A 26,176-nucleotide genomic window follows, 5' to 3' on the forward strand; every position below is an offset into this window, starting at 1 on the left:
AATTAAAAACTTCCTACAGTATTTTAATAGCAACAAAGCCACCCGATGGAGGACGAAAAGTCTTCTTTCGGGTGGCTTTGTTGAATACTGTAGGAAGTGCAAATATAACGTAAAATTAAAATAAATGTCAAATTTCAAGTACAAAGAGCAACACGCAGTTATTGTGAAAGTCGAAAGCGAACAGGAGCAAAAAGAGGTTTTCGAAAAATTAAAAAAATTAGGTTTCAAAGATTTAAAAGTAGTATCAGTATGAAAATAGAAGTAAATCACAGTTGTAAAAATTTTAATTCGTTCCGCTCGGAAAAAGTAAAAAGTTTATTTAACGCTGAAAGCGGCCACGAATGGCAGCACATTGCAGAACTACCAATCGAGGAGGAAGGCTGGCAAATTGGTTTAATTGTCGGCGCATCCGGAAGTGGGAAAACATCTATCGGAAAAAGTATTTGGGAAAACGGCATTATCAACCTATCGGAAGGGTGGAATCCTGATTTACCCATTATTGAGGACATCGCCCCAAGTAGCGACATGAGTGTCGTTACCAGCGCATTATCTTCGGTTGGTCTTGGAGATGTTCCCTCTTGGCTTCGACCATTTAAGGTTTTAAGCAACGGCGAACAGTTCCGTGCGGGTTTGGCAAGGTTAATTTGCGATGCACCAGAAAAAGTTGTAATTGATGAGTTTACGTCCGTAGTGGACAGACAAATAGCTAAAATAGGTGCGGCGGCTTTTGCAAAGTCCTGGCGTAAAACAGGAAAACAAATTGTACTGCTTTCGTGTCATTATGATATTATCGAATGGTTGCAGCCGGACTGGGTTTATGATACGAGGGTATCGGAAGTAAAAAAAAAGTCCCAAAACGGCCGGCTGTCAAACTCGACATTTGGAAGGTCAACGGCAGTTACTGGAAGTTTTTTAAAGAGCATTACTATTTAGACCTGAAGCATCCTCCCTGTGCGGAATATTTTGTGGGAACAGTGGAAGGAGAATTGGTTTGTCACGTTGCAGTTTGTCCGCTTTTCACTGCAAAAGCGTACAGAGCCACACGCTTGGTAGTAATGCCTGAATGGCAGGGTGCGGGTGTTGGAACAGCGTTTTTAAATTCCGTGATGCAGTATCACCTTGAAGGTAGCGGAAGATGTGGGCATAAATACCCAACATTTTTTCACACCTCGCATCCGCAACTATGTGGCTATTTAAGAAATTCAAAAAAATGGGTGCAGAACAGCGCAAAGTTACAATTATTCCCGCCGGAACTTTGACGGCGGATAAAATGCCGGAATGTGACTTGGGAATTACGGCGCATTCTTTTGATTATATCGGTAAAAAAACACGGTACATCCCAAAGCTTGGGTGGCTTGGATACCATCCATCCTTATTACCCAGGCACCGTGGGCGTTCTTCAATCGAATGGGCAATCAGGATGAATGAACCAATTACAGGCGGTACGGTATTTTGGCTGAACGCAGGAATCGACAGAGGTGACATAGCATATCAGGACTGGTGCTGGATTCCTCCTGATTATTATTTAGAACCGTCCAATTCGGCCGTAAAATTATGGAGAGACGAATTATGCCCGATGGGTTTAAAACTCTTTGAAACGGCGTTGAAAGATGTTTTAAATGGTGTAATAAAAAGAAAGCCACAAGACAGGCGTTTTAGCACATTTGAGCCCAACACGAATGTAAAAGATATCTATCGCCCAGACTTACTGATGATTGACTATGAAACAAGGTAAGCATTAAAAAAACCGCATATCGCGGTTTTTTTTTGACGTTTTGTTTTAGATTTGTTGACGTTTTGTTTTGGCGATTATAGAGTCATGTTAAGGAGATAATGCAATAGCTGATTCATTAAAGATAAATAACATTCCAAGCGATAATCAAATTGAAAAATGGCGTTCAGGCTTTGATGGTATTACTTACAAATTTGAAATTAAAAATAAAAACTCATATTCATTTAAATATTATTGGACGCCTACATCACAGGAGAAATTTGAAGAATCTGATAAAATTAATTTCTTCTTAACGAAAATTGATAAAATTATTAATTATCGGGAAAACGGTGAAAAATTCAGAAAAGAAATACCATACTTCAGTTGGACAAAAGATGGTGTTAGCTGGACTGCAGTAACTGTTTTGAACAAAGAAAATTATTCTGAATACAAAAAATATAAAAAACTAAAAAAGAAACAATCGAAACGAAAATTATGACATCGCCTAAAAACAGTTCGGCAATAGCGAACGGAAAGTGATCAACTTCCGTTCTTCGCTTTACTAGAAATTTGTATTTTAGTTGATAGTTTCAGCCTTGATTTACCTACCATCACAAACTCCAAAAATTTACCCATAATAAAATGAAAATCCTTTTAACACCAATGTCTTGTCTGTTTTTATTGACTTCCTGTAAGTATAATACGGAACAAAAAGCGCTGTTGAGTAAAATAGAGAATTCAAAAAGTGAAATTTTTGAAGAAAATTTTGAAAACGTTATTACTGAGACTTTTGCTAAAGATGACTTAGCAGAATTGTCATCAAATCAAAATGCTAAAATTGCTATCTATTTTTATGAAATTTTGCTTAAAAGATATCCAACGGAAGCCTATCATATTTTTCTTAAAAACATCAACAATACTGAAAAGATTGTAATATCAACAAGCTACGATACCCTTCAAGAAATGACTGTTTCAGAGGCAATGCTCTATTATGCTACATTAAAGAATAATGTTTTCTCACAAAAGCAACTGGATGTCATTTCAGATAAAATCATTTTAGACTTAGACAACAAGAAACATTTAAGCGGACACTTAACTTTGTACCTTGATAATAACAAGGAAAATCCAAAACCAAAATATTATTCGATTCTCAGAGCTGAAATTCAAAAAAAAATACCAGACAATTATTACAATAATATTACTCTTTTAACCTACTTTTCAAATTACAATAAGCCAGAAGATGTAAAATTAATTACTGAATGCTTAGAAAATTCAATTTACAGGGAACCAACATATTTTAACTCTGCAATTGAATTTATTAATCATTCACCGAAACCTGAATATTTTAAAATTCTGGAAAACTATTATGATAGAAAGATCAATGGTAAAAAATTCAGAGCCGACGATATTTTTTTTGAATTGGAATTGTTTACAAAAGCGGTAAGTAAATATAAAAATGAGGAAGGAAAAAAATTATTAGATAAATTGATTAAAAAAACTTCTTATTTTTCGGAAGGCAGCTTTCTTGCACCAAACGAACAGATTTTTTTGATCTTGGAAAGTGAAGATAAAACTAATTTTTTTTCTGATGAAAAAACAATTTTATCAAAACAAATCAACAAAACAGTAATTGACACGATTAAAAATTACAATAAAAGATGGAACTGAAATACTGTTGCTAAAAAGGTATTATCAATAGGAAATTTGTAAGTTCACGTTCTGCACTTTGGTAGAAATTTGTATTTTAGTTGAAAGTTCGTCTTCAATCGATCCTCCTATTCCGAGCCCCAAAATATTGTATACAATAAATCCACAATACTTAAACCTATGAAATCACTCTTTATATTTTTTCTCCTATTGGTTTTAGCTCTAAATTTTGGATGTAAGCATACAGATACTATTCCAGTAAAGGTCAAACTTAATCTTGAAAAGGAATATACTAAATCCTTGAGTAAAAATGATCCCTGGGTAAGAGATCAAATAGAACAACAAAGTTTGAACGTTGATGCAGACTCTGTAATTGTACATTATTATGACATAAAAATTGAAATTGAAAATACCGGACAAAGAGATATATACGTATGGTTGATGACTTGCTCTTGGTATAGTAATATAAAGATTAATAATAACTATATTTATTTTTATACTCGGGGATGTGACAGCAATTTTCCAGGACGTGAAAAAATTACACCACAATCAAAAATAACATTGAATGGAACAGTTCGAAAAAATTTAAAATTTGATTATCCGGATGAAAACAGTATATATGGAAAAGAAGTAGAGTTTACTAAAGTAGGCTTAGTAACCATAGATGATATTTACAAAACTAACGTGGAAGTGGTAGACTATTCACTCAACATGGAAGATAAAAGTAAGCATAAAGTCATTTGGAGTAACGGAATAAAACTCTTGAGTGAAAAAGATCAGTATCAAGAAGAATTTGACTAAAATAATTTTCACATTCAACAAGTTTTTGATAAAATTGAGTCTGAATGGTTTTCCATGTTGCACAATAGCAAAGCCACAAAATTTTAGTAGCAGAATTAAAGAGTGGGCAGAAATCTAAACAAGTATAAAAAAAACATTTATATATTTTTTACTAATTAACCTGAGTTCGGGATAAAAACAGAAATGTACTTTATAAAAAACAGCAATAATTCATATATTTAAGTTTCTTTTATTCAAATATTTAGATGATTTATTGCTTTGAATTCGAATCAAATCACAAAAATTCCCTTCGAAAATTAGAATGCTGCGTCGCCGTAAAATAATCACAAAAAACCTGATAAATTGCAGAATCGGTATGCGTTGCTTTGAGTCCTAACTGAAAATAAATCTCCAAAATCTGATGCGATAATTTTTTGACTGATTCGGTTGCTAAAATGTGAATTTCAGACCGTTTTTCGGAAGAAACTGTTTCAAAATCATTCAGAATATTTTCTACTTCATTTGCAAATTCAAAAGTTTTGTCTAGTTCATTATTGATCATTTTGTTGATTGAACTTAAATCAAGATTTGGCCTTATCTTAATCGATTCCTCAGAAAAATGCGCCGCCATTCCAAGATAATTGACCAGCAGAGTCAAATCTGCAAAAATCCTGAATGGAATTTTATCTAAAACATCATCCGTGAAAAATTCATCGTAAATAAAGCTGTATTCTTCAGAAACTTTCACATTTTCGACTTTAAATGAAAACGTTCCCGTAGCTTTCATGCCCATCGATTTCCAGTTGGGAATAATTTCGACTTCATCTTTAGAAATAACAAACGACCTTATCATTTCAGAACCCGATTCATCAAGCAGAGGATTTCCGTTTTCTGTTAGTTTTGCATTCAACGTGAAATGACTCAAATGTGGCGCTCCGGTTGCAAAGTGCCAAAGTCCGTTGATGATGAAAGTTCCATCATTTTGTTTGTCTGCCGTTCCGCCAATCATTCCGCTTCCTCCGAAACAGGTTTTAGAATTGGAAAAAAGTGCCTTTGCAACCTCTGGTTTTAAGTTTCTTGAAAAAAAATTGGCACCAGAACATAATGTGATCATCCAGCCCAAACTTCCATCTATTTTAGACCAATCAAAAAGGATTTGCAAACCTATATTTAAACGAAAACCCAATCCGCCATATTTTTTTGGAACCCAAATTTGAAGCAATCTTTCCTGATGAATCTGGTCAATAATCTCAGAAGGAACTTTTGAAACCTGATGCATCTTTGCTGTGATTTCTTCGGGTGTAAACATTATTTGAAGTGTGTTTAAGTGAATGCTTTTATCTCTCGCTAATCAGTCAGATGTTGCAGATAAAAATCAGCTCAATTTGCTAAATCTGCGTGATTATTTAAAAATCAATCGACTTCTAAAGATTTAGATTTAATAATTTTCCGCCATTCGATGTAACCTGAAATAGCAATGATAAATAAGAAAGCCGTCAAAGCCGCATACAGATACAACTCTTTATGGATCAACAACGGAATTGCGATGATGTTGCTGATATTTAATAAGATCCAGTTTTCGATTTTTCTTCTTGCCATCAGCCACATTCCCGCCCAGGCAAATGCACTGACCAAAGAATCCAAAATCGGAACATCAGAATCTGTAAAATGGGTAAGAAAAATATAGAAAAGACTGAATGTTCCCACCACAATTCCAGCGGTTATTAATTTTTCCTTATTGTTCGTTTCAGAAATTACGGTTTCCGAATGCCCCTTACCAAACTTCCAGTAAAGCCATCCATAAATACTCATCACCAGATAATACAGATTTAAGGTAAATTCTGCATACAGTTTGGCTAAAAACATCACGTAAAGCGAAAGTGAAATTCCGGCAATCCCGAAAAGATAATTGTTTGAATTGTTTTTTCTGGCTAATAAAACCTGAACTGCTGAAAAGCTGACTCCCAGCCATTCCTGCCAGGTAGTCTGTTGTAAAATTTCCTGCATCAAATTAACTTTTTATAAAATTAAATGATGAGATGATAAATCATAAAAAATCCCTACGTCGGCATTATCCGAATCAGGTGTGGAAAAAAATTCCCGGGTATCATCTCAGCCGCCAGTGGCAGCACCCCATTAATAGGGCAAATGTGAGACTTTTTTTTGGAAAATGAAAGATTTTTGTTTTACAGTATTACTTAGAGCCTGTTTAAAAACTATTAGAACAGTTTGATTATATTGATTTTAATGGATGATTAATGGAGTCATTGGCAGGCTCAGACTGACAGATCAATACCAACCGCTCAATTTAACTGTGTCACTCTGAACCTGTCGCAGAGTGTTTAAACCATCATTATTAATTTGATAAAAATTTAAACAGGCTTTCAGAAACTTAAAGCAAATTTTAAGACTATGTTTGCCATCAGGAAAAGACTTCAAACATCTATCTATTACTGATTTCAGCACATCAAAATCTACGTTCAAAAGCATCTGACTCCGTTAAAAATTTTCGTAAATTAAAATTTTACAGTTGGTCTCAGCCGTTTTCAAACGCATAAATTTCGTATCTTTAAATTTCAAATAAAATTTTAGTGAAAAAAGGTCTTAAAAGAACGCTCAGAGTTTCCAAATACGTAATTTACAGAGAAACACTTGTAGATTACAGAGAGCATTTTTGGTCTTTTTTAGGAGCATTTTTTGGCATTGGGCTCATTGCGTTTTTCCAGTCTCACTATTTATTACAGGAAGAAAATGTATTTCTGATTGGTTCTTTCGGCGCATCAAGCGTATTGATTTACGGAGCAATTCAAAGTCCGTTGGCACAACCACGGAATCTGATTGGCGGTCATGTACTCTCAGCATTAGTCGGGGTTACTGTTTATCAGATTGTACCTGATATTTTATGGCTATCAGCCCCTTTGGCGGTAGCATTTTCGATTGTCCTGATGCAGTATACCAAAACCCTGCATCCGCCGGGAGGAGCAACCGCTTTAATTGCCGTAACATCAACAGGAAAAATCCCTGAAATGGGATATTGGTATGTGCTTTCACCTGTACTTTCAGGATGTCTGATCCTGCTATTGGTAGCTTTGGTATTCAATAATATGACCAAAAACCGAACGTACCCTACGGGCGCATGGTGGAAAAAACTTTTACGCAAAAAACACAAACACACAATGAAAAATTAATGGGTATGGAATGTATTGAGTGCGGTGAAAAAATCATCGGCAGATCTGATAAAAAATTCTGTAACGACGGCTGTAGAAATGCTTTCAACAATAAGCAAAACAAAAATTCCAGCAATCTGATGCGGAATATCAACAATAAACTTCGTAGGAATTACAGAATTCTGAGTGAAATCAATATTGAAGGAAAAACTAAAATTCCTAAAACAAAGCTCGATGGCTTGGGATTTGATTTTAATCTTTTCACAAGTCTGAAGGTTTATAAAAACGGTTCAGAATACAAATTTGTTTACGATCAGGGCTACAAAATTTTAGAAGAAAACTTTGTTTTGATTGTAAAAAATTCATAACTGAAAAATGAAAGAAACAGTTCTCATCACCGGAGCTGGCGGAAGTATCGCCAGAAAACTTGCAGAACGGCTGCAAAACGATTTTGAAGTAAGATTTCTAACGCGGAAAAAGAAAAATCCGAATGATTTTCAATGGGATCTGGAAAATAAAACCATTGATGAGAAAGCTCTGGAAAATGTTCGACACATCATTCATCTCGCTGGTGCCAACATCGCTGAAAAAAAATGGACTCCTGAAAGAAAACAGGAAATCATAAAGAGCCGGACAGATTCTGCAGAGCTCCTTCTTAATACGCTGAAGCAGAAAAATATCATTTTAAAATCTTTCATTTCAGCTTCAGGAATTAATTATTACGGTACCGTGACAACTGAGAAAATTTTCACGGAAAATGATCCTTCAGGAAGTGATTTTTTGAGCAAGGTAGTTGTACTTTGGGAAAAATCTGCTGATGCTTTTAAAGACAGCAATGTTGCAGAGCGTGTGGTAAAATTACGTACTGCAGTGGTTTTAACTGAAAATGAAGGCGCATTACCAAAACTGGCAGCACCCATAAAATTTGGAGTCGGTTCTCCCGTTGGTTCTGGAAATCAATATATGCCGTGGATTCACATCGACGATATCTGTGGAATGTATGAATTTGCATTGAAAAACAACAATGTATCTGGAGCTTACAATGCTGTTGCACCGGAACATGCCACTAATAAAATCCTCAGCAAAAAAATTGCGGAAATTTTGAAAAAACCTTTTTTCATGCCTAATGTTCCGGGATTTGTTCTGAAAATGATGTTTGGTGAACTGTCTGTTGCACTTCTGGAAGGTTCCAGAGCATCTTCAGAAAAAATTCAGAAAGCAGGTTTTGCATTTCACTTCCCCCAATTAAAGGGGGCGCTGGAAGATCTGCTGAAAAAGTAACAATTCAATAAATAATCTATTACATCATGAGACTTACGTACTCATTCATTTTTTGCCTCTTCTTTACTGCCGGGGTTTTTGCACAAAAAAATGAAACATTAAATGCCAAAGACAAAAAAATTATTGAGCATTTTGAAAACAATTACAAGAAGAAAAACTATAAAAAGTTTGAAGGAAAAATAGCTGTGTACAAAAATTATGTGACTTTTGACGACAAAACGGTGAGTTTCGATCCCAGCGATAAAGCTACGATCAGCATTCTGCAAAACGGCCTGATTTACCCACAACTCATCTCAGATTATCAGGCAGAAAAATACAGGGAAGAGACAACAGACCGCACTCAGAAGCGTTTTATGAAAATCCAGAAAGACTGGAAAGCAGCTTTCGATATTAAAAGTCTAAAGCTGAGCCTGCTCCAGGAACTGTCTTATTTTAAAAAAAACAGCACCGTTAAAAGATTTAAAGTAAGTTCGAAAAATAGTAACCTCCCAAATTCTGTCACTTACTTTTTTGAACTCACGAATGATAAAGCTGACGCCAAAACATCAATGTCTGATTTTCTGAATGGCGCAAGGCTGACCTATTTTGATCAGGAATGGTATGACTAATTTTCTTTAACTAGAAAAAAAAGGAAAATTTCCCCATTCCTGTTCCGGTTATTGGATGATCAGATTATCTGACAAAAAAGGATTTGTCTAAATGAAATTTCAGTGTGGTAAATTAAATCATTTTAATCACTACTTTTCCTTTAGCACGGCCATTTTCAACGTATTTTAATGCTTCATTTGTCTGCGCAAAAGGAAAAACTTTATCAATAACCGGTATTATTTTCCCGGCGTCTACAAGGCCGTTGATTTTTGCCAGCTTATATCCGTTGACTTTCATGAAAAGAAATTTATAATCTATATTCTGTTTCTCTGCAGTTCTTCTCACTTTGCTACTCAGAAAAAAGGTTGCCAATTTTACATACCATGGAAGATTAAATTCAGCTGAAAAAGCAGGCGTGGGAGGTCCTGATATCGAAACAATTTTACCGTTCGGTTTTACTACCGTAAAAGATTTTACCTAAGTTTTGTCATCCTGACTGTTTAAAACCACATCATAATCTTTCAAAACATCTTCAAAATTCTGAGTTTTGTAATCAATCAAAACATCAGCGCCAAGTTTTTTTAAAAGTTCAAAACTTTTTTCGCTCGCTGTAGTTGCAACCGCAGCTCCCAAATATTTTGCCAGCTGGATAGCAAGAGTTCCCACCCCACCGGATCCTGCCTAAATGAAAACTTTCTGCCCTTTCTGTACATTCGATTTCTCCACCAGAGCCTGCCAAGCCGTTAAGCCAACTAAAGGAATTGAGGCAGCCTCTTCCATCGTTAGGTTTTTAGGTTTTAAAGCGATATCTTTTTCGTTTACAGAGATAAATTCAGCAAAAGCTCCGATATGAAAGTCGGCAGGTCTGACATAAATTTCATCGCCCACTTTAAAGTTTTTTACTTTTGATCCAACCTTAATAATTACTCAAGCAACATCGTGACCAAGAATGAGTGGCATTTTGTAAGGTAAAATCAGTTTAAATTCGCCATTTTTTATTTTCGAGTCTAAAAGATTAACGCTTGCTGCGTGAATTTCAACTAATACCTCATTTTCCTTTACAATCGGTTCTGGTATTTCTACCAATTGCAGTTCGCCACCTTTTTTATAACTGCTGATACTCAATGCTTTTATAATTTGAAGTTTTATTCAAGAATTTCATTTGCTTTTTTCGGATTGATGGGTCTGAAAGCTGTTTTTGGAAAAAGCCTTTTGATAAAGTCCACAATTTTCGCATCTCCCACACGAATTAAGTTCTGATTTTTTGTTAATCCTTTGATCAGACCTTTAACAAATTCTTCCGTCGATATTTTTTTATCATTTCTTTCAGAAGTCATTTCTGTAGCCACATGCGGTGGAATAAGGTCGAAAACTTTCACTGTACTTCCCGCAATTTTTAAATGTTCCAGAAGCGAAACTGTATAAAATGCCAATGCCACTTTTGAAGATGAATACGTTGCTTCAATTAATGAAGGAATAATACAGAAGTTGGATGTGATGTTGATAAACGCAGCTTCTTTTCTGGATTTCAACTTATCCATAAAGATATTATTTAATCTGATGACTCCCAAGTAATTGACATCTATTTCGTAGGCTGCATTTTCGATATGTTTGTTATTTGCAACACCCAAATTCAACGGAGAAGCCAATACCGCAGCATTATTTTACAAAATATCAAATCCACTCAATTCTGAAATGGCGTTGAAAAGCAGATTTACATCGTCTTGGTTTGACACATCACTTTTAATAGCATTGAGATTTGGAAGCAGACTTTTTGCAGCATCAAGTCTTTCCTGATTTCTTCCTGTAACGATGACTTTTGCGCCTAATTCCAAAAACTGTATTGCGGCTTCCAGATCAATTCCTGAAGCACCGCCAGTGACGATTTTTCCTTTTAATTGCATGATTAAATTTTAAAAGTTAAAATACTCTGTTGGTAAATTTTAAAGTTCAAAAAAATAAAACTGTTTTAAACTCCAGCTTTTTTGGTCTTTCTGAAGATTCATTTAAGCTTTCTTTTGTGTCTTTTGTGGTTAATTTATTCGAAAATTCTTTCTTAATTTTTTTAAGCTAATCCTTTTGCAAAAAACTGTTTAGAATCGCCAACCGGAACATCAAACTGATTTTTTGACAGTGCCAAAAATAATTCTTCAGCAACTTCAGAAGGCGGAATTCCGTTAGCTCCACCGATTTCTGCAGAGAAATCTGTATTGACTAATGGTGGATATACTTCATAAATCTGAACATTTCCCTGCCCTTCATAAGTTTGTCTTAATGCTTGCGTGTAACTGTGTAAAGCCGCTTTTGTTGCGCCGTAAGTTGGTAACATTTTGTGGCTTCCAAAAACTGCAATTGATGAAATATTAATTACCGCTGCTTCCGTTTTTTGGACTAAATGAGGAAGCAAAAGTTCTGTGAAATGAATAACGCTGAAATAATTGGTATTCATTTCAACAGCTGCTTTTTCGTGAGCGTTTTGAGTTTCATTCAGCATATAGGCAATTGCAGCACCTGCATTATTGATGATGATGTTGACTTCCGGATGATTGTTTTTTAAATGTTCTGCGATGCGTAATCTGTCTGCTTCAACGGATAGATCACCCTGAATTGCTACAGCATTGCCCAACTCTTTTAATGCATTTTGAAGACGTTCTTGATTTCTTCCGTTGATGATTATCCTGTTGCCTTCTGCGCTCAGTTTTTTTGCCATGGCCAAACCAATTCCGGCACTTCCGCCACTTATGAATACTGTATTTCCTTTTGTTTTCATATTTTTTGTTTTAAATAAAATCTGTTGTTATGATGATAGACTTTGCGACAGGGATTGCAGCGGCATCCTTTTGTGCAGCGGCAGCGGAACAAAAGATACAGCGGAAAGCCCGGCCGTTCGCCCAAATTATTTTAATTGTTCAGAGCAGGGTAATCGGTATAACCCTTTTCGCCAGGCGTGTAAAAAGTCGCCTGATCCGGCTGATTGAGTGGTGAATTGGTCTTGAAACGTTCTACCAGATCGGCATTGGCAATGAAAGGAGTTCCGAAAGAAACCAAATCTACGTCGCCATCCTGTAAAACTTTGGTGGCAGTTTCTTTGTTGAAGCCTCGGTTGATAATGATAGTACCGTTGTAGATTTTGCGGAAATGCTTTGCGACTTCCTGAACAGCATTTGAATTACCCGAAACGTCTGTAAAAGGCTCTATCAAATGTAAATAAGCCAAATTGTAATCGTTCAGACGGTTGACGATCTGATTATAGAGTTCAATGGTTTCATCATCTACTAAAATCCCCATAATTCCGTTGAGAGAAGGGTTTAAGCGAACTGCAACTTTTTTTAAATCTGCAAATTCTTTGATAGCATCCAGAATTTCGAAAAGAATTCTCGCTCTGTTTTCTACCGAACCACCGTACTCATCGGTGCGGAGATTGGAATTTTTGCTGAAAAACTGCTGAATCAAATAACCATTTGCACCGTGAAGCTCTACTCCATCAAACCCTGCTTCAAAAGCATTGATTGCAGCCTGTTTGAAATCGGTAACTGTTTGTTTGATATCTGCAACAGTCATCGGCTGAGGCTCTTCACTTGTCTGAAAACCCTGAGCTGTAAAAACCTGTTGTTGAGGATTCACGTTGGACGGAGCCAAAGGTTTTTTGCCGTTATGCAAATCCGGATGAGAATATGCACCTGTATGCCAAAGCTGCGCAAAAATTTTGCCTCCTTCTTTGTGAACAGCTTCCGAGATCAATTTCCAGCCTTCGATTTGTGCTGAACTGTATATTGCCGGTACGTTGATTACGCCGACGGCTTGCGGACTGATGAAAGTGCCTTCAGTGATAATCAGACCTGCGGTAGCTCTCTGCTGGTAGTACTTTGCGGTGAGTTCAGTTGCTTTATGTTCTTGATTATCTGAACGGCTTCGGGTCATTGGAGCCATTACGATACGGTTTTTCAGATCTAAGTTTTGCTTTTGTAGGCATCAAAAAGAATGTTTTCCATTGTATTTTAAATTTAATTCGGTAAATTTGCTTGCGTTTTGCAAGTACAAATCTATAAAATTACTTTTAAAACGCAAGTGGTTTTATTTAATTATTTAAAAATAATTGTATGTCGAGTTCAAAAAAGAGATCAGACTGCCCTATCAGCAGCTCATTAGACGTATGGGGAGACAAATGGTCACTGCTCATTGTAAGAGATCTGATGTTCAAAAAACAGAGTACTTACGGAGAATTTTTAAAATCTGACGAGAAAATAGCGACCAACATTCTGGCTTCAAGACTTTTAATGCTTGAGGAAAATGGCATTATCAGCAAGCAGGATCACCCTGACAGTAAGGCAAAAGTTTTATATAAGCTCACAGAAAAAGGCATTAATCTGCTTCCTTTGCTGATAGAAATCAATCTGTGGGCAGAAAAATATTCTGAAATTCCTGAAAGTCAGAAGATGATTTTGAATGCGGTGAAAAAGGATAAAGCGGGGTTTATTAAGGAGAAAATTGGGGAGTTGAAGCGGGAGGTTTTGTGATTTTTCCTTTGAAACCCGTAATTTGGATGAAAAAGAAGGCAAAGATTGCAATGGTGAAATCTCCTAGGAAAATGTATGCGGAGTCTAAAAAGGAAAAGACTTTTTAATTAAATTCAATTTGATTTACGAAAGCAATGGTTAAACTCCTGCTTTTTTTTGCTTTAACTGGGTTCAAGTTTATTTATCTTTAGCGTAAAACATTTTTATATCATTATCAGTCAAAATCTTATCAAATCTGATTTTTATATGTCTAAATTCTTAATTACACTTTTAACATTCTCTTCACTTTACGCATATACACAGGACTTTATTTTTGACAGTTCTGATTACGATTTTGATAAATATAACGTATCTAAGAAAGATTATAAAATCTATCAATTTTTAGCTGGTGATAGCTTAAGTGGAAAAGTGAGCAAAATCGTAAAATTTAACGAAAGAGGTTATAAAATTTATGAGTCAACTATTAATTATAAAACTTCCAAACTGACTTTTGTCCATGATCATATAGCAAACTTTGTTTATAACGAAAATTTACTTGTCAAAATTGAAACAAAATTTCCTAATTCTATTAATAAATCCCACAGCACTTTCAAGTATAACAGTTTAAAACAACTTATTTCTATTACTTTAAAAAAATTTGAAAAAGGGATAAAAACCAAAGTTGAAAAAACGAATGAAGGTGAGTTATTAGGGGAAGAAAGATGGGAAACCAAAGCTAAATGGACCACAGATTTAAAGAAATACTTCAAATATGATGAAAGGCAAAGGATAGTAAAAACTATTGTCCCTGAAAAATATAAAAAAAGTCAAAATATTTACCATTATTATTACTTAGATAAAAATCCTATAAAAATTACTTCTTATGACAATGAGAGGTTAGTATGGGATGAATATCGTCAGTATCATAATGAGTACGATTATGACTATATTAGATTATGGCCAGATTACGATTTTAAGATTTCAGAAGTATGCACGAGTATAGGTAAAGTTACCTTTATATTTGATGCCGAAGATAAAATATTAGAAATTTCAAAACCTGATTACTCAGGAATCAGAGGAAATATAAAAATAAGATTTTCATATAACGATCAAAAACTGCTGAGTAAAGTTGAAATTATCTCTGTAGATAACAAAATAGAATTGACAAGTTTATATATTTATGATTAAAACAAATTAATAATCAAAAACTTACGGTTTTTAAAATTAAAAAGACTAATTTTGCACCCCGAAATAAGGATTGTACGTTATGAAAAAAATTGGCGATTACAGAAAACTTCTTGAGGTAGACAATACTGCTACTTTGAAAGATTTAAAAACGATATACAGAAATGCGATGAAAGATACGCATCCTGATAAATTTGTGAATAATGAAGAAGGGAAACTGGAAGCGGAAGAAAAAAGTAAATCTGTGATTGAAGCCTATCATTTTTTGGTAAGCATCAACCCTGAAACACAGGAAAAATATAAAGAAGAATACACGGAAACGATTACCACTTCGATAATTACTGATTTTTATCTTGAGAAATCAATCCTTAAAGTTCAGCATTTGAACGGAAAAATGTTTGAATACATCGGAGTTCCAAGAAACACGTATATCAAAATGGTGAATTCAGATTCGCCGAGCCGTTTTGCAAGAAGACATATCTACGGAAATTTTATTTTTAGAAAGTCCGGTGAAGTAATGGCAGATTAATTTTTCTATATAATAAGCAAAGGCTTTCAGTTTATTCTGGAAGCCTTTTTTTGTTTGATAAAATAAAGTTCACCAAAGTAGCGTCCACTTTGTCATCCCGAAGGGATCTAAACAAACTTGTTTAGGAATAGCATGGAAAGATTCGTGTCTAGATCCCTACGGGATGACAGAGATCCTGCTTATTTTTGAGATTGCTTCTTCGCTTTGCTCATCGCAATGACAAAAAAAACGCATCAATAAATTGATGCGCTTTCAGGTTAATTAAGGTTGTTATATTAATCTATGTGTTTCGGGGTGTAGCCGTCTTCACTCAGTTCTTTAGCTTCGTACTCAGCTTTCATTTCAGCATCATAATCTACTTTTTCATTTTTACCCATTCTTCTCAATAAAGAATCAAATAGTGAATATACAGTAGGCACAATAATCAAGGTAAGGAATAATGACGATGTTAAACCACCGATGATTACCCAGGCAAGACCGTTGTTCATCTCGGCTCCTGCTCCTTTTGCAATCGCAATTGGGATCATACCAAAGATCATCGCAATCGTGGTCATCAAAATCGGTCGGAGACGGGCGTGGTTAGCCTGAATCAAAGCGTCGTGCGTATTTGCTCCCGCAGCTTTTCTCATATTGGCAAAATCGACAATCATAATCGCGTTTTTCGCCACCAAACCAATCAACATAATCATTCCGAGCATCGTAAAGATATTGATGGTGTTTCCTGTAATGGCAAGAATCAGCATTACCCCGATTAATGCCAGAGGAATTGAGAACAAGACCACAAACGGATATACAAATGAATCATAAAGTGAAACCATTACCAGATAAACCAATACAATAGCTGCTGCCAAAGCAATTCCTAAAGTACCCATCCCTTCGGTCTGGTTTTCCATATCTCCACTCCAGATGTAATTTACTCCGGCTGGTTTTGTTTTTTCGTTGTTCATAAACTGGTCTGCCCATTCATTCGCAACATCACCCATTGCACGGCCCACCACTTTTGATTTTACTTTCACGGAAGCAGTTTTGTCTCTACGCTCCAGCAAACTTGGTCCTGAACCCATTTTCACCTCAGCAAACTGGCTCAGTCTGATCTGTTCGCCTGAAGGATTGGTAAATACCAGGTTTCTTACATCGTCAATCGACTGTCTGTTGGCATCTCCAAAACGGATGTTGATGTCATATTCATATTCTCCGGCTCTGAATTTTCCGTCTGTATTACCACTGAATGCGGTCTGCATCGTCTGTCCTACACTTGAAAGATTTAAGCCTAAAGAAGACATTTTATCTCTGTCTATATTCACCTGAACTTCAGGGTTTCCTGAGTCTGAAGATAACTCTGCATCTACAGCTCCCGGTACTTTTTTAAGCAAAGCAAGAATTCTGTTGGCTTCTTTGTTTGCTGTTGCATTATCCGGAGCGGTAACCACCATTTCAATTGGTGCCGCATCTGCTCCCATCAAACCGATTGGTGCAGTTTTGAATTCAACACCGGTGAACTTTTCTTCTAAAGCTCTTTTGATTTTAGCGGATTTAATATCTGTACTTTCGTTACGCTCAGATTTATCCACCAAAATTACCTGAATTTCTGACTGGTACAAAGTAGCCTGCGCACCACCAAAACCTGATGACTGCTGACCTACTGTCGTAATCATATCCACAACATCTTTATCCTCTCTCAGGTATTTTTCAACCTGTAAAGTCAATTGGTTGGTTTTTTCAACGGAAGCATCTTTAGGCAATTCCATCTGAACAAGGAACTGACCTCTGTCCATTTTCGGGAAAAATTCACCACCTATAAATCCGCCACTCATTAATCCTACTGAAACAACAATCAGAAGTACAAACGTAAGAAAAACGGTCAGCACTCTTCTAAGACCGGTTTTTAGGACCCATTCAAGAATTCCTGTAATCCATGCTGTGAATTTATCTAATTGCTTTTCAAACCAGAGAATAAATTTCTCGAAAGGATTTTTTCCAGACAAATGCACCAGTTTTCCAAATCTTGAAGACAACCATGGAATAATTGTAAATGAAGCCAATAATGAAAAAAGTGTTGCAATAACTACCGTGACACAAAACTGTGCTAAGATGTCTGAAACCAAACCAGAACTCATCGCAATCGGTAAGAATACTACGACAATTACCATCGTGATCGCTGTAACCGTAAATCCAATCTCGGAAGCTCCGTCATAAGCTGCACGGATTCTGCTTTTTCCCATCTCCATGTGACGGTAAACGTTCTCCAGCACCACAATTGCATCATCCACAAGAATACCTACAACCAATGAAAGTCCCAATAAACTCATCAGGTTTAAGGTATATCCCATCAAATACATTCCAATCACCGTTGCAATCAACGATACCGGAATTGAAACCATTACAATAAATGCGTTTCTGATGTTGTGAAGGAATAATAACATCACCACCGCCACCAAGATAATCGCAAGAAATAAATCGAAGATTACGTGGTCTGCGGCTTCGAGGGTAAAGTTTGTACTGTCATCCACAGTGGCCACTTTCAATCCCTGAACTTTATAATTGGTCTGAACCTGCTCAATAGTCTTCTGTACCGCTTCAGAAACTGATACTGCATTGGCATCAGACTGTTTTTTAATCTGAAGTAAAATGGTAGGATTTTGGTTAAATCTCGCTACCTTTTCAATATCTTTCTGAGTATCAAAGACGGTTGCAATATCAGACAGACGAACCTGAGCTCCGTTTTTGTTTGATACTACAAGACTGTTCATTTCGGCAATGTCTCTGTATTTACCAGAAAGTCTGATGGTAGATCTTGAAGTTCGTGTCTTTAAAGCTCCTGTAGGGAAATCTAAGTTGGAAGAAAGAATCGCCTGCTGAACGTCTGCAATGGCAACACCGTAACCCTGCATTTTCTTTTCATCTAAATTTACCTGAATTTCTCTCTCCTGCCCACCCACAAGGTCAACCTGAGCCACACCGTTTACACGGGAGAATACCGGTTCTACTTTTTTATCTAAAAGATCGTAAAGTTCTTTGCTGTTCAGTTTATCACTTGAGATACTCAAAGTCATGATAGGCAAATCATCCAGAGAGAATTTCTGCAGCGACGGCGGATCTGCATCTTCCGGAAGGTCTGCCAAAATAGCATTTACCTTTCTCTGAGCATCATTTAAAGCATAATTTACATCAGCTCCTGTGTTCAGCTGAACCATGATTACAGATAAACTTTCGTAAGAAGAAGATTCTACTTTTTTTACGTTTTCCAGAGAACCTACGGCATCTTCAATCTTCCGCGTCACCGAAGTTTCCACCTCAGAAGGTGAAGCACCGGGATACACCGTAGAAATTGTCACCATATTGGTTTCAAACTTCGGAATCAACTCGTACCCCATCATGGAGTAACTTAATAAACCTCCCAACGTAAGAATCGTAAACAATACGATTACAAGGGACGGTCTTTTGATGGATATTTCTGCTAACTTCATTCTTCTGTTACTTTACGATATTGATTTTTGAACCGTTATCAAGGTTGATCTGTCCGCTGGTAATTACCTGCTCACCACCTTTCAGTCCGCTGATGATCTGTACTTTATCGCCGTATACTTTACCGGTTTTTACAGTGATCATTTTAGCTGTTCCGTTTTGAACGATAAAGATTTGACCTGAGCTAACCCCATTTGCAAAGGCTTCTGCCGGAACTGTCAGCATATTCTGAGTTTCGGCGCCGTTATTAGTTTTAAATAAAGCCGTTGCGTACATACCTGCTTTTAAGTTTCCTCTGTTCTGAACTTCAATTTCTACAGGAAAATTTAAAGACGCATCACTTTTTGGAGCTATAAATGTGATTCTTCCGCTGAAAGATTCTTCAGGCAAAACATTGACATTGATAGCAACTTCCTGCCCCAGCTGGATTCTTCCAATCTGGCTTTCGTCCACCAAAACTGAAAGCTTTAAAGAGTTGATATTAACAATTTCAAATAAAGCAGTTCCCGGCGATACCACCATTCCCGGCTCCACCATTTTTTTGTTGATAATTCCGCTGATTCCCGCTCTGATGCTGGTATCATTTACTTTTACGCCCTGAGCTCTCACTGCAGCCTGAGCATTTTTCACCTGTAATCTTGAATTGTCCAGCTGCTGCTTGGTAACGCCACCGGTTTTGAAAGCATTTTCGTAACGCTGGTTATCTGCAATTGCGTTCTGCAAATTGTTTTGAGCCTGCGTAACATCTACTTCAATTGCGTCCCTTTTAATGGTTGCCAAAGTCTGCCCTGCTCCTACCCTTGAACCTTCTTTCACCAAAACGCTCACAATACGCCCGGAAATTTCAGAAGACTGGTTAGATTCCTGTTTTGGGATAAATGTTCCGTTTGCAGAATAATCTGTGTTAATATTTTCTCTGGAAACCGTTACCACATTCACGTTGATCTTGTCAACCTGTTTTGCAACTTCTTTTACTTCAGTTTGCTGTTTCTTTTTGTTGTCGGTAATTTTCCAGGCAGCCAGACCTACAAGTACAGCTGCTACGATGATATATATTAAAGTTTTTTTCATTTGAAGTTATTTATTGAATTTAAAAGTGAAATGCAGCAGTCTGATTTTTTCTTTCTGAATCAACTGGCAGCGGTTTCATTTCAATTACGGGTTTTGTAAAGTGTTTAGTTCTCCTTTAGCTTTAAATAATTTAATTTCAGCCTGTTTGTAGTCCAGCAAGGCGTTTGCGTAGTTCTGCTTCGCCTGTGTTAAGGCATTTTCGGTATCCAAAACTTCGGTGAGTGTTGCAAGACCGTACTGGTAGTTAGACTGAGTATCTTTCTGTACTTTTTCGGCAAGCTCCACATTATTTTTCATGCTTTCGATATTGATTAAAGAATTTTCCATATTGGTAATGGCATTTTTATAATCAAGACTCAGCTGAAGTTCTGTATTTTCTATATCCAGATCTAAATCGTCAATATCAAACTGAGCCTGAGCAATTTTAGACTTTGTGGCACCACCGGTAAAGATCGGGATGTTGATATTTAAACCTACAGCAGAAAAATCACTCCAAAGTACACCGTTCTGCAAACCGTTTGTTAAAGGAAACTTCGCACCCGTAGCACCCCAACCATAGTTGGCAACCAGATTCACTGTTGGATACAGATATGCTTCCGTAGCTTTTTTGTTGAATACCAGAAGTTCTCTGTTTTTCTGAAGAACTTTCACTTCGGAACGGCTTGTTAAATCTACGTTTGAAGCTAAAAGTTCCGGTCTTGGTTCAATTGTTTTTTCTTCAAGCGTTATATCGGTTTCCATTGGAATTCCCATGTAGAATTTCAGAGAATTTTTAGAAAGTTCCACACTGTTGATGAGCGTCTGCTTGTTTGATCCGATATTGGTTAACTGAACATTGGTTCTGTCTAAATCGATTTTTTTTGCCAGTCCGTTATCTACCAGGCTTTTAATTACGTTTCTTACTTTTTCTGTATTTACATAGCTCTGATTGACGGTTTCAAGATTTTCTTCCTGCACAAAAACCTGATAATAGGCTGTAGCAACGTTTTCTATGATCTGCTCGTTTGTAAGCTGAGCGTTTAAAACATAAAATTCTCTTGTAGATTTTGCAGCTTTAAGGCCTGTAAAAACTCTCTGGTCAAAAATTGCCTGCTGTACCTGAGCTGTTGCATTGGTCTGCCACGGCTGTCCCAGTTTCGCACGGATTCTCTCGCCACCAAATTCAAGTAAAGACTCCTGAATTACGGGATTATACGTAAGACCCGCTGTCACGCTGATCTGAGGTAAAGCACCAGCTCTTGCCTCATCGATTTTTGCTTCTGCTTTTTTAATCTGCAATGCCGCCTTTTTTGCTTCTGCTTTGTTCTGAAGAGCCTGTCTGATGGCTTCCTGCAAAGAGATCTGCTGCTGTGCAAATACAGATGTAGAGCCGAAAATCATAAATGCTGCAGCTATCCCAATTTTTAGCTTTTTTGCAGTTACAAGTTTTCTAATCATAATTTATTACTTCGTTTATTTTCTTAATGTTATTGTGTTATCCCTTAGGGACGGTTCAGGTTTTAAAATACTTTAACAGTTTTTAATTATTTTTTAAAAAGAATATTCATGATAATATCTTTTCTGTCTGCAATCAGAAGATTAAACTCTTCTTCCTCTATCATCATGTTTTCTAAAAATAAAGGCCGCACAGCACTTGGAAAAACGAGGAGAGAGATCATATTGAGTACAAACTGCACAGGGGCCATCTTTTCTATGTTTCCCAATTCCATTTCTGCTTCAATCTCGCGATACATCTTTTTCAGATCTTCTTCTTCTACATCCTTTTTATGGCAACTTCCGCTGTTGATCTGTGATACGATGTAGGTTTCCAGATATGGGTACTGCAGGCTCGTCTGGAGGCTGCCATCGATAAAGTTTGAAATTTTTTCTTTGAATGGAAGATCAGAATTCATGATCAATTCAGATTTTTCTTTTTCAACCCGGTGCGCTTCATCAAAAATAATCTGAAGAAGATTATCTCTGGAGCGGAAATAGTAATTAATCAGCGTCCTGTTTACGCCGGCTTCATCGGCAATTTCCTGCGTTGTAGCAGCAAACTTTCCCTGCACGAAGAATAGATTCTTTGCAGTTTCTTTTATTAACTCCTGAGTTTGATCTTTTTTTTCTTGTTTTGACATTTTTGTTAAACAATTTTGTGCAAATTTAATTCAATCAATTGTTTTGACAAAATTGTTAAACAAAATAATTAATATATTTTCTGTGATAATTATCATAAAAAAGGTCCGGACGTATTGCCCGGACCACTATTTTTTATGGAAAAGTTTTTTTAAATTAATCTGATTTTTTCATCCATTATTTCGACGATTTTATCTTTGTACAGACCGCCAAGTGCCTTTTTAAAGTTCTTTTTGCTCATCTGCAGTTCATCTTTAATTTCTTCAGGTGTAGATTTGTCTGAAAGGTGAAGCAGACCGTAATTTTCTTCCAGTTTATCCAAAATTTTCTGTTTAAACTCGTCAATATTTTCAAAACCCTGAGGCTGTAATGAAATATCAATCTTTCCATCTTCACGGATGTCTTTGATGAAACCGCTTTCTTCTGATAAAGGATATAATTTTTTGAAAACATCAGAAGCGTAAATCAGCCCGATGTATTTTTTATTGATGACCACATTCCAGCCCAGTTCGCTTTCGTTCATCATGATTAAATCTACCTTATCACCTTTCTGGAAAGGTAAATTTTCATACTGAGGATTTCGTTTGAATTTTGTAGTTCCGGTAATTAAATCCAGATCTTCATCAACATAAAGGTAAACCAGATATCTTTTTCCCTCAAGAATTTTTGTTTTCTGCTGTTTATACGGAATAAAAAGGTCTTTGATGATTCCCCAATCCATAAACGCGCCTGTCGGAAGGCTTTCCACACAGCTCATCACGGCAAATTCGCCAACTTCAGCCAAAGGAATTTCTGTTGTTGCCTTTAACTTATGATCATCCTGAAAAACAAAAACTTCAACCTCATCACCAATTTCTTTTTCTTCACGGATAAAAACTTTGGACAGAAAAGCCGTTTTGCCGGTTTCTGATTCAAGCATCCATCCTGAATGATTTTTTTCTGAAATTTTTAAAGTCTGGGTTTTTCCGAGTTGCATTGATGATAATTTAGCTGGCAAAGGTAAGGAAAATAAGTTGGAGATTTTTTGGGTTTTAGGGTTGGACGCTTTTAGAGTTAGAGAGTTTTGGGAGTTACATGGTAAATTGATTTTAAATTTAATCCTAATAATTTCTTAAATGATTAATCAAATTTGTAGATTCTTTTAAATAATCTGTTTTTTCATCATCATCAAATTTCCACACGCTTTTAATCAGTTTATCTTTCTCATAATAATATCTTGATTCAGACACAAGTTGAGGTTGTTTCAAATAACCATTTTCATTAAGTATCTGATATTTTTTTGAATGAACAAATACTAACTTCCCGTTTTCCGAGAAAAAATATTCTGTAATGATGTTCCAGGCAGACAAACCAACCCAATGTTCCATTTTTCTTAGTTTTCCGTTTTTGTAGAAGCCTTTTAATTCAATTCCGTTATCTGTAACCTCAGATTGATCCATAAAATAGGAATACGGAACTGTTTTAATTTTAAAATCTTTGGTTTGATTGATATGTTGCACAATCTCTTTTACAGACTCAATATTCTGCCCCAAAATTAATCCGGAAAAAATAGCCATCGAAAAAAGTATTAGTTTTTTCATCATCAATAATTTAACTAAAAAATTACAAAAAAAAAGAGAAGCAGAAACTTCTCTTTTATATTTTTCGCCAAACTTGGCTCTTTAAACTTTTTACTTTGCTCTTACATATGTATAGCTCTCTTCCCAGTCGCATCCAAAGCAGCTTCTTTCACAGCTTCAGCATACGTTGGGTGTGCGTGCGAACTTCTTGCGATATCTTCAGCACTTGCACGGAATTCCATTGCAATAACTCCTTCAGCAACCAAATCGGCAGCTCTTGCTCCAATCATGTGGAAACCAAGAACCTCATCAGTTTTTTCGTCAGCGATAATTTTCACCAAACCATCAATATCTCCACTTGCACGGCTTCTACCTAAAGCTCTCATCGGGAAAGTTCCGATTTTGTAAGCAATACCTTCTTCCTTCAATTGCTCTTCAGTTTTACCAACTCCTGCAACTTCCGGCCAAGTATAAACTACTCCAGGAATTAAGTTATAATTAATGTGAGGCTTTTGACCAGCTAAAGTTTCAGCAACAAAAGTTCCTTCTTCTTCGGCTTTGTGAGCCAACATTGCACCTTTGATTACATCACCGATTGCATAAATATTTGCAACGTTCGTTTGTAAATGGTCGTTGGTTTTGATTCTTCCTCTTTCGTCAAGCTCAACACCTGCTTTTTCCAAACCAAGTCCGTCTGTGAAAGGTCTTCTTCCTACAGAAACCAGACAATAATCTCCTTCAACAGTTACCTCCTCTCCTTTTTTATCTTTAGCTGTAATTTTTACCGAATCTCCGTTTCTTTCAACTGCAGAAACCGCTGTAGAAAGCATGAACTTCATTCCCTGCTTTTTCAGAACCTTAGTCAATTCCTTGCTTAAAGCTCCATCCATTGTAGGAATGATTTTATCCATAAATTCAACTACAGTAACCTGAGCACCCAATCTCAAATAAACTGAACCTAATTCAAGACCTATAACTCCACCACCGATTACTACCAAATGCTTAGGAATTTCTTTTAAATTTAAAGCTTCCGTAGAAGTGATCACTCTTTCTTTATCCAAGGTGATGAAAGGCAGAGATGATGGCTTAGAACCCGTTGCGATAATTGTATATTTTGATTCGATAGTTTCAGATGAACCGTCGTTTTTAGTCACTTTAACCTGAGTTGCAGATTCAAAGCTTCCAAGACCTTCAAAAACAGTGATTTTGTTTTTGTCCATCAGGAAGTTGATTCCTTTTGTAGTCTGGTCTACCACTTCATTTTTTCTCGCAATCATTCTTGCGATATCCGCTTTTGGCTCATTAATGATAATTCCGTGGTTTTCGAAATTGTGTTTTGCATTTTCGAAATGCTCAGAGCTGTCTAAAAGTGCTTTTGAAGGAATACATCCAACGTTAAGACAGGTTCCGCCTAAAGTTGAATACTTCTCAATAATTGCTACTTTGAAACCTAATTGTGCAGCGCGGATTGCAGCTACATAACCTCCGGGACCAGAACCTATTACGGTAACATCGAATTGACTCATTTTATATTTTAATTTATTTATTATCTGATGATTAATTCTTACAAATTTACTGATTAATTTAGAAGGAGCAAAGTGAGTTTTGTCAAGTTTTTGGGAGCGGGGTTTTGGATGCGGGATGCTGGGATGTTCAATTGATTGAGGATACTTTTGATTTTGTGACTATAGATTCCCCGGCTTCCAGCTTCAGACTTCCAGCCTTTTTACAACTCAAAATTCAATTTCCCCTGTCCAAAAACTTCTTTATTTCCAAAGAATTCGCCTCCGCAAATATACCAAGGAAGATTTTCTAAATATTCCGCAGCATTTTCAGGTTTCATTTCGGCCACTTCTTTTTTGGCAATAATTCCTTTAAACCATCTGTTTAAATTTGAAGAATTTTCAGTTTCAACGGAATATTTAATCCAAATTCTTTGGCATAGTCTGCATTGAATAATGCTTACTTCAGCATTTCTGCCGTCAGTAGAATCTGTACCAACGGTTGAAGTTCTGTATTCTGATTCAATTAAATCGTGCTTTTCGCAGGCACAACCTAATTTCGGGAGTTTTTTCATGAATGAAGTTTGAGTTAATTTTTTTAGCGATTCAAATATAAGGAAATGCTTGAAATTTAATTGATGGTTATTCCGTCAAAATAGCTTTTACACTCTGCTTTATACATTTTTCTCTGTTCGTTAAAATCGCTTTTCCATTCAAATCTATCATCAATTACGAATGTATATGAAATGTAATAGCTGTGAATAGAAAGCAAAAGCAAGGCAATCTGCAGGAATGTATATATTTTTAAAATAAACTTATGATTTTTTACTAATTTCATTAAAAAAAATCAAAAATTAAAAGAAGTATTGCGATGACTAAACCATTAAGAAGTATTCCCGAAACGTAAAAAACTTCTGCCATTGAAGAGGCTAGAGAATCCCTTTTAAAAACAAAAGGAAGATCATAATACTTCGGAAAAACATCATCTTTGCAACTGCATTCAAAAACAAGGTTTACCCAGGCAAATTTCAGAAGAAAGAAGCCAACTGAAAATATATAAAAAGAAGTAACTTTTAGAAA

General features: G+C 36.1%; 30 protein-coding genes, 1 pseudogene and 1 riboswitch. Of the genes and pseudogenes, 13 read left to right on the top strand and 18 right to left on the bottom strand.

From position 1 onward, the window contains the following. Positions 1–124 precede the first annotated feature (124 nt). From ASG31_RS19080 to ASG31_RS10435, 6 genes are all read left to right on the top strand, one after another. The gene (locus ASG31_RS19080; protein WP_262483846.1) at positions 125–253 is read left to right on the top strand and encodes a hypothetical protein; all 129 of its coding nucleotides are present in this window, start codon (positions 125–127) and stop codon (positions 251–253) included. Beyond that, positions 250–933 carry a hypothetical protein gene (locus ASG31_RS10420; RefSeq protein ID WP_056031815.1) on the top strand — a complete coding sequence of 228 codons (684 nt, stop codon included), beginning with the start codon at positions 250–252 and terminating at the stop codon, positions 931–933. The genes ASG31_RS19080 and ASG31_RS10420 overlap by 4 nt, the downstream gene beginning before the upstream one ends. A gap of 32 nt (positions 934–965) precedes the next feature. After that, complete coding sequence (locus tag ASG31_RS18735) at positions 966–1,259, top strand: GNAT family N-acetyltransferase (RefSeq protein WP_231433757.1); 294 nt, start codon at positions 966–968, stop codon at positions 1,257–1,259. Beyond that, on the top strand, positions 1,211–1,735 hold the full coding sequence (locus ASG31_RS10425) for a formyltransferase family protein (protein ID WP_157844462.1): 525 nt from the start codon (positions 1,211–1,213) through the stop codon (positions 1,733–1,735). Before ASG31_RS18735 ends, ASG31_RS10425 begins: the two co-directional genes overlap by 49 nt. A 618-nt stretch (positions 1,736–2,353) precedes the next feature. Beyond that, positions 2,354–3,379: a hypothetical protein gene (locus tag ASG31_RS10430; RefSeq protein WP_056031820.1), complete on the top strand. Its 1,026-nt coding sequence runs from the start codon at positions 2,354–2,356 to the stop codon at positions 3,377–3,379. A gap of 159 nt (positions 3,380–3,538) precedes the next feature. Beyond that, positions 3,539–4,159, top strand: coding sequence for a hypothetical protein (locus ASG31_RS10435; RefSeq protein WP_056031821.1), 621 nt, complete (start codon positions 3,539–3,541; stop codon positions 4,157–4,159). A 274-nt stretch (positions 4,160–4,433) separates the two neighbouring features. Here the strand turns inward: ASG31_RS10435 and ASG31_RS10440 are convergent, their stop codons facing one another. Next, on the bottom strand, positions 4,434–5,447 hold the full coding sequence (locus ASG31_RS10440) for a hypothetical protein (protein ID WP_056031826.1): 1,014 nt from the start codon (positions 5,445–5,447) through the stop codon (positions 4,434–4,436). Positions 5,448–5,551: 104 nt separating this feature from the next. Beyond that, entirely contained in the window at positions 5,552–6,148 is a 597-nt protein-coding gene (gene pnuC / locus ASG31_RS10445; protein WP_056031829.1) for a nicotinamide riboside transporter PnuC, read from the bottom strand. A gap of 30 nt (positions 6,149–6,178) precedes the next feature. Then, positions 6,179–6,284: riboswitch (TPP riboswitch) on the bottom strand. Positions 6,285–6,729: 445 nt separating this feature from the next. Here pnuC and ASG31_RS10455 point away from each other — a divergent pair. The 4 genes from ASG31_RS10455 to ASG31_RS10470 are packed head-to-tail and all read left to right on the top strand — an operon-like array spanning position 6,730 to position 9,194. Beyond that, positions 6,730–7,326: an HPP family protein gene (locus ASG31_RS10455; RefSeq protein ID WP_056031835.1), complete on the top strand. Its 597-nt coding sequence runs from the start codon at positions 6,730–6,732 to the stop codon at positions 7,324–7,326. A 5-nt stretch (positions 7,327–7,331) separates the two neighbouring features. Then, complete coding sequence (locus tag ASG31_RS10460; protein ID WP_056032570.1) at positions 7,332–7,673, top strand: hypothetical protein; 342 nt, start codon at positions 7,332–7,334, stop codon at positions 7,671–7,673. Between the two features lie 7 nt (positions 7,674–7,680). Next, a complete protein-coding gene (locus ASG31_RS10465; RefSeq protein WP_056031838.1) occupies positions 7,681–8,586 on the top strand; it encodes a TIGR01777 family oxidoreductase in 906 nt (301 codons plus the stop codon). A gap of 26 nt (positions 8,587–8,612) precedes the next feature. Next, entirely contained in the window at positions 8,613–9,194 is a 582-nt protein-coding gene (locus ASG31_RS10470; RefSeq protein WP_056031840.1) for a hypothetical protein, read from the top strand. Between the two features lie 112 nt (positions 9,195–9,306). Here ASG31_RS10470 and ASG31_RS18920 read toward each other — a convergent pair whose 3' ends face one another. The 7 genes and pseudogenes from ASG31_RS18920 to ASG31_RS10490 all read right to left on the bottom strand — a co-directional run bounded on the left by ASG31_RS18920 (position 9,307) and on the right by ASG31_RS10490 (position 13,122). After that, on the bottom strand, positions 9,307–9,615 hold the full coding sequence (locus ASG31_RS18920) for a zinc-binding dehydrogenase (RefSeq protein ID WP_317038657.1): 309 nt from the start codon (positions 9,613–9,615) through the stop codon (positions 9,307–9,309). Positions 9,616–9,651: 36 nt separating this feature from the next. After that, positions 9,652–9,840, bottom strand: coding sequence for a zinc-binding dehydrogenase (locus ASG31_RS18925; RefSeq protein ID WP_231433756.1), 189 nt, complete (start codon positions 9,838–9,840; stop codon positions 9,652–9,654). A 15-nt stretch (positions 9,841–9,855) separates the two neighbouring features. After that, positions 9,856–10,062 carry a hypothetical protein gene (locus tag ASG31_RS18930; RefSeq protein WP_231433755.1) on the bottom strand — a complete coding sequence of 69 codons (207 nt, stop codon included), beginning with the start codon at positions 10,060–10,062 and terminating at the stop codon, positions 9,856–9,858. A gap of 39 nt (positions 10,063–10,101) precedes the next feature. Further along, positions 10,102–10,299, bottom strand: coding sequence for an alcohol dehydrogenase catalytic domain-containing protein (locus ASG31_RS18935; RefSeq protein WP_231433754.1), 198 nt, complete (start codon positions 10,297–10,299; stop codon positions 10,102–10,104). 20 nt (positions 10,300–10,319) lie between these two features. Further along, positions 10,320–11,078, bottom strand: a pseudogene (locus ASG31_RS10480) (SDR family NAD(P)-dependent oxidoreductase). A 161-nt stretch (positions 11,079–11,239) separates the two neighbouring features. Then, a complete protein-coding gene (locus ASG31_RS10485) occupies positions 11,240–11,944 on the bottom strand; it encodes an SDR family oxidoreductase (RefSeq protein ID WP_056031843.1) in 705 nt (234 codons plus the stop codon). 131 nt (positions 11,945–12,075) lie between these two features. Further along, positions 12,076–13,122, bottom strand: a complete 1,047-nt coding sequence (locus tag ASG31_RS10490; RefSeq protein WP_262483847.1) for an alkene reductase — start codon at positions 13,120–13,122, stop codon at positions 12,076–12,078. A 152-nt stretch (positions 13,123–13,274) separates the two neighbouring features. Here ASG31_RS10490 and ASG31_RS10495 point away from each other — a divergent pair, with 152 nt between their 5' ends. From ASG31_RS10495 to ASG31_RS10505, 3 genes are all read left to right on the top strand, one after another. Beyond that, positions 13,275–13,691 (top strand): winged helix-turn-helix transcriptional regulator, encoded by a 417-nt coding sequence (locus ASG31_RS10495; RefSeq protein ID WP_056031847.1) that lies wholly within the window; start codon positions 13,275–13,277, stop codon positions 13,689–13,691. A gap of 246 nt (positions 13,692–13,937) precedes the next feature. After that, positions 13,938–14,858 (top strand): hypothetical protein, encoded by a 921-nt coding sequence (locus ASG31_RS10500; RefSeq protein WP_056031850.1) that lies wholly within the window; start codon positions 13,938–13,940, stop codon positions 14,856–14,858. Positions 14,859–14,937: 79 nt separating this feature from the next. Beyond that, positions 14,938–15,384 carry a KTSC domain-containing protein gene (locus ASG31_RS10505; RefSeq protein ID WP_056031854.1) on the top strand — a complete coding sequence of 149 codons (447 nt, stop codon included), beginning with the start codon at positions 14,938–14,940 and terminating at the stop codon, positions 15,382–15,384. A 275-nt stretch (positions 15,385–15,659) separates the two neighbouring features. On the opposite strand, the gene ASG31_RS10510 is transcribed toward ASG31_RS10505, so the two are convergent. The 9 genes from ASG31_RS10510 to ASG31_RS10550 all read right to left on the bottom strand — a co-directional run bounded on the left by ASG31_RS10510 (position 15,660) and on the right by ASG31_RS10550 (position 25,934). Then, positions 15,660–18,851, bottom strand: a complete 3,192-nt coding sequence (locus tag ASG31_RS10510; protein WP_056031858.1) for an efflux RND transporter permease subunit — start codon at positions 18,849–18,851, stop codon at positions 15,660–15,662. Between the two features lie 7 nt (positions 18,852–18,858). Next, positions 18,859–19,920: an efflux RND transporter periplasmic adaptor subunit gene (locus tag ASG31_RS10515; RefSeq protein WP_056031861.1), complete on the bottom strand. Its 1,062-nt coding sequence runs from the start codon at positions 19,918–19,920 to the stop codon at positions 18,859–18,861. Positions 19,921–20,004: 84 nt separating this feature from the next. Then, entirely contained in the window at positions 20,005–21,357 is a 1,353-nt protein-coding gene (locus ASG31_RS10520) for a TolC family protein (protein ID WP_056031864.1), read from the bottom strand. A gap of 86 nt (positions 21,358–21,443) precedes the next feature. Continuing rightward, complete coding sequence (locus ASG31_RS10525) at positions 21,444–22,037, bottom strand: TetR/AcrR family transcriptional regulator (protein ID WP_056031867.1); 594 nt, start codon at positions 22,035–22,037, stop codon at positions 21,444–21,446. A 149-nt stretch (positions 22,038–22,186) separates the two neighbouring features. Continuing rightward, a complete protein-coding gene (locus ASG31_RS10530) occupies positions 22,187–23,011 on the bottom strand; it encodes a S1 RNA-binding domain-containing protein (RefSeq protein ID WP_056031870.1) in 825 nt (274 codons plus the stop codon). A 124-nt stretch (positions 23,012–23,135) separates the two neighbouring features. Then, positions 23,136–23,615 (bottom strand): hypothetical protein, encoded by a 480-nt coding sequence (locus ASG31_RS10535; protein ID WP_131725540.1) that lies wholly within the window; start codon positions 23,613–23,615, stop codon positions 23,136–23,138. Positions 23,616–23,716: 101 nt separating this feature from the next. Continuing rightward, positions 23,717–25,120, bottom strand: a complete 1,404-nt coding sequence (gene lpdA, locus ASG31_RS10540) for a dihydrolipoyl dehydrogenase (protein WP_056031877.1) — start codon at positions 25,118–25,120, stop codon at positions 23,717–23,719. 200 nt (positions 25,121–25,320) lie between these two features. Beyond that, positions 25,321–25,671: a hypothetical protein gene (locus tag ASG31_RS10545; RefSeq protein WP_056031880.1), complete on the bottom strand. Its 351-nt coding sequence runs from the start codon at positions 25,669–25,671 to the stop codon at positions 25,321–25,323. 56 nt (positions 25,672–25,727) lie between these two features. Next, complete coding sequence (locus tag ASG31_RS10550; RefSeq protein WP_056031883.1) at positions 25,728–25,934, bottom strand: hypothetical protein; 207 nt, start codon at positions 25,932–25,934, stop codon at positions 25,728–25,730. Between the last annotated feature and the right edge of the window lie 242 nt (positions 25,935–26,176).

The organism is Chryseobacterium sp. Leaf404, assembly GCF_001424145.1.
GTDB lineage: Bacteria > Bacteroidota > Bacteroidia > Flavobacteriales > Weeksellaceae > Chryseobacterium.

Coding starts and splice junctions, on each gene's coding strand:
- ASG31_RS19080 (WP_262483846.1), top strand. CDS start 125: ATGTCAAATTTCAAGTACAAAGAGCAACACGCAGTTATTGTGAAAGTC.
- ASG31_RS10420 (WP_056031815.1), top strand. CDS start 250: ATGAAAATAGAAGTAAATCACAGTTGTAAAAATTTTAATTCGTTCCGC.
- ASG31_RS10425 (WP_157844462.1), top strand. CDS start 1,211: ATGGGTGCAGAACAGCGCAAAGTTACAATTATTCCCGCCGGAACTTTG.
- ASG31_RS10430 (WP_056031820.1), top strand. CDS start 2,354: ATGAAAATCCTTTTAACACCAATGTCTTGTCTGTTTTTATTGACTTCC.
- ASG31_RS10435 (WP_056031821.1), top strand. CDS start 3,539: ATGAAATCACTCTTTATATTTTTTCTCCTATTGGTTTTAGCTCTAAAT.
- ASG31_RS10440 (WP_056031826.1), bottom strand. CDS start 5,447: ATGTTTACACCCGAAGAAATCACAGCAAAGATGCATCAGGTTTCAAAA.
- ASG31_RS10460 (WP_056032570.1), top strand. CDS start 7,332: ATGGAATGTATTGAGTGCGGTGAAAAAATCATCGGCAGATCTGATAAA.
- ASG31_RS10465 (WP_056031838.1), top strand. CDS start 7,681: ATGAAAGAAACAGTTCTCATCACCGGAGCTGGCGGAAGTATCGCCAGA.
- ASG31_RS10470 (WP_056031840.1), top strand. CDS start 8,613: ATGAGACTTACGTACTCATTCATTTTTTGCCTCTTCTTTACTGCCGGG.
- ASG31_RS10485 (WP_056031843.1), bottom strand. CDS start 11,944: ATGAAAACAAAAGGAAATACAGTATTCATAAGTGGCGGAAGTGCCGGA.
- ASG31_RS10495 (WP_056031847.1), top strand. CDS start 13,275: ATGTCGAGTTCAAAAAAGAGATCAGACTGCCCTATCAGCAGCTCATTA.
- ASG31_RS10500 (WP_056031850.1), top strand. CDS start 13,938: ATGTCTAAATTCTTAATTACACTTTTAACATTCTCTTCACTTTACGCA.
- ASG31_RS10505 (WP_056031854.1), top strand. CDS start 14,938: ATGAAAAAAATTGGCGATTACAGAAAACTTCTTGAGGTAGACAATACT.
- ASG31_RS10510 (WP_056031858.1), bottom strand. CDS start 18,851: ATGAAGTTAGCAGAAATATCCATCAAAAGACCGTCCCTTGTAATCGTA.
- ASG31_RS10515 (WP_056031861.1), bottom strand. CDS start 19,920: ATGAAAAAAACTTTAATATATATCATCGTAGCAGCTGTACTTGTAGGT.
- ASG31_RS10520 (WP_056031864.1), bottom strand. CDS start 21,357: ATGATTAGAAAACTTGTAACTGCAAAAAAGCTAAAAATTGGGATAGCT.
- ASG31_RS10525 (WP_056031867.1), bottom strand. CDS start 22,037: ATGTCAAAACAAGAAAAAAAAGATCAAACTCAGGAGTTAATAAAAGAA.
- ASG31_RS10530 (WP_056031870.1), bottom strand. CDS start 23,011: ATGCAACTCGGAAAAACCCAGACTTTAAAAATTTCAGAAAAAAATCAT.
- ASG31_RS10535 (WP_131725540.1), bottom strand. CDS start 23,615: ATGAAAAAACTAATACTTTTTTCGATGGCTATTTTTTCCGGATTAATT.
- lpdA (WP_056031877.1), bottom strand. CDS start 25,120: ATGAGTCAATTCGATGTTACCGTAATAGGTTCTGGTCCCGGAGGTTAT.
- ASG31_RS10545 (WP_056031880.1), bottom strand. CDS start 25,671: ATGAAAAAACTCCCGAAATTAGGTTGTGCCTGCGAAAAGCACGATTTA.
- ASG31_RS10550 (WP_056031883.1), bottom strand. CDS start 25,934: ATGAAATTAGTAAAAAATCATAAGTTTATTTTAAAAATATATACATTC.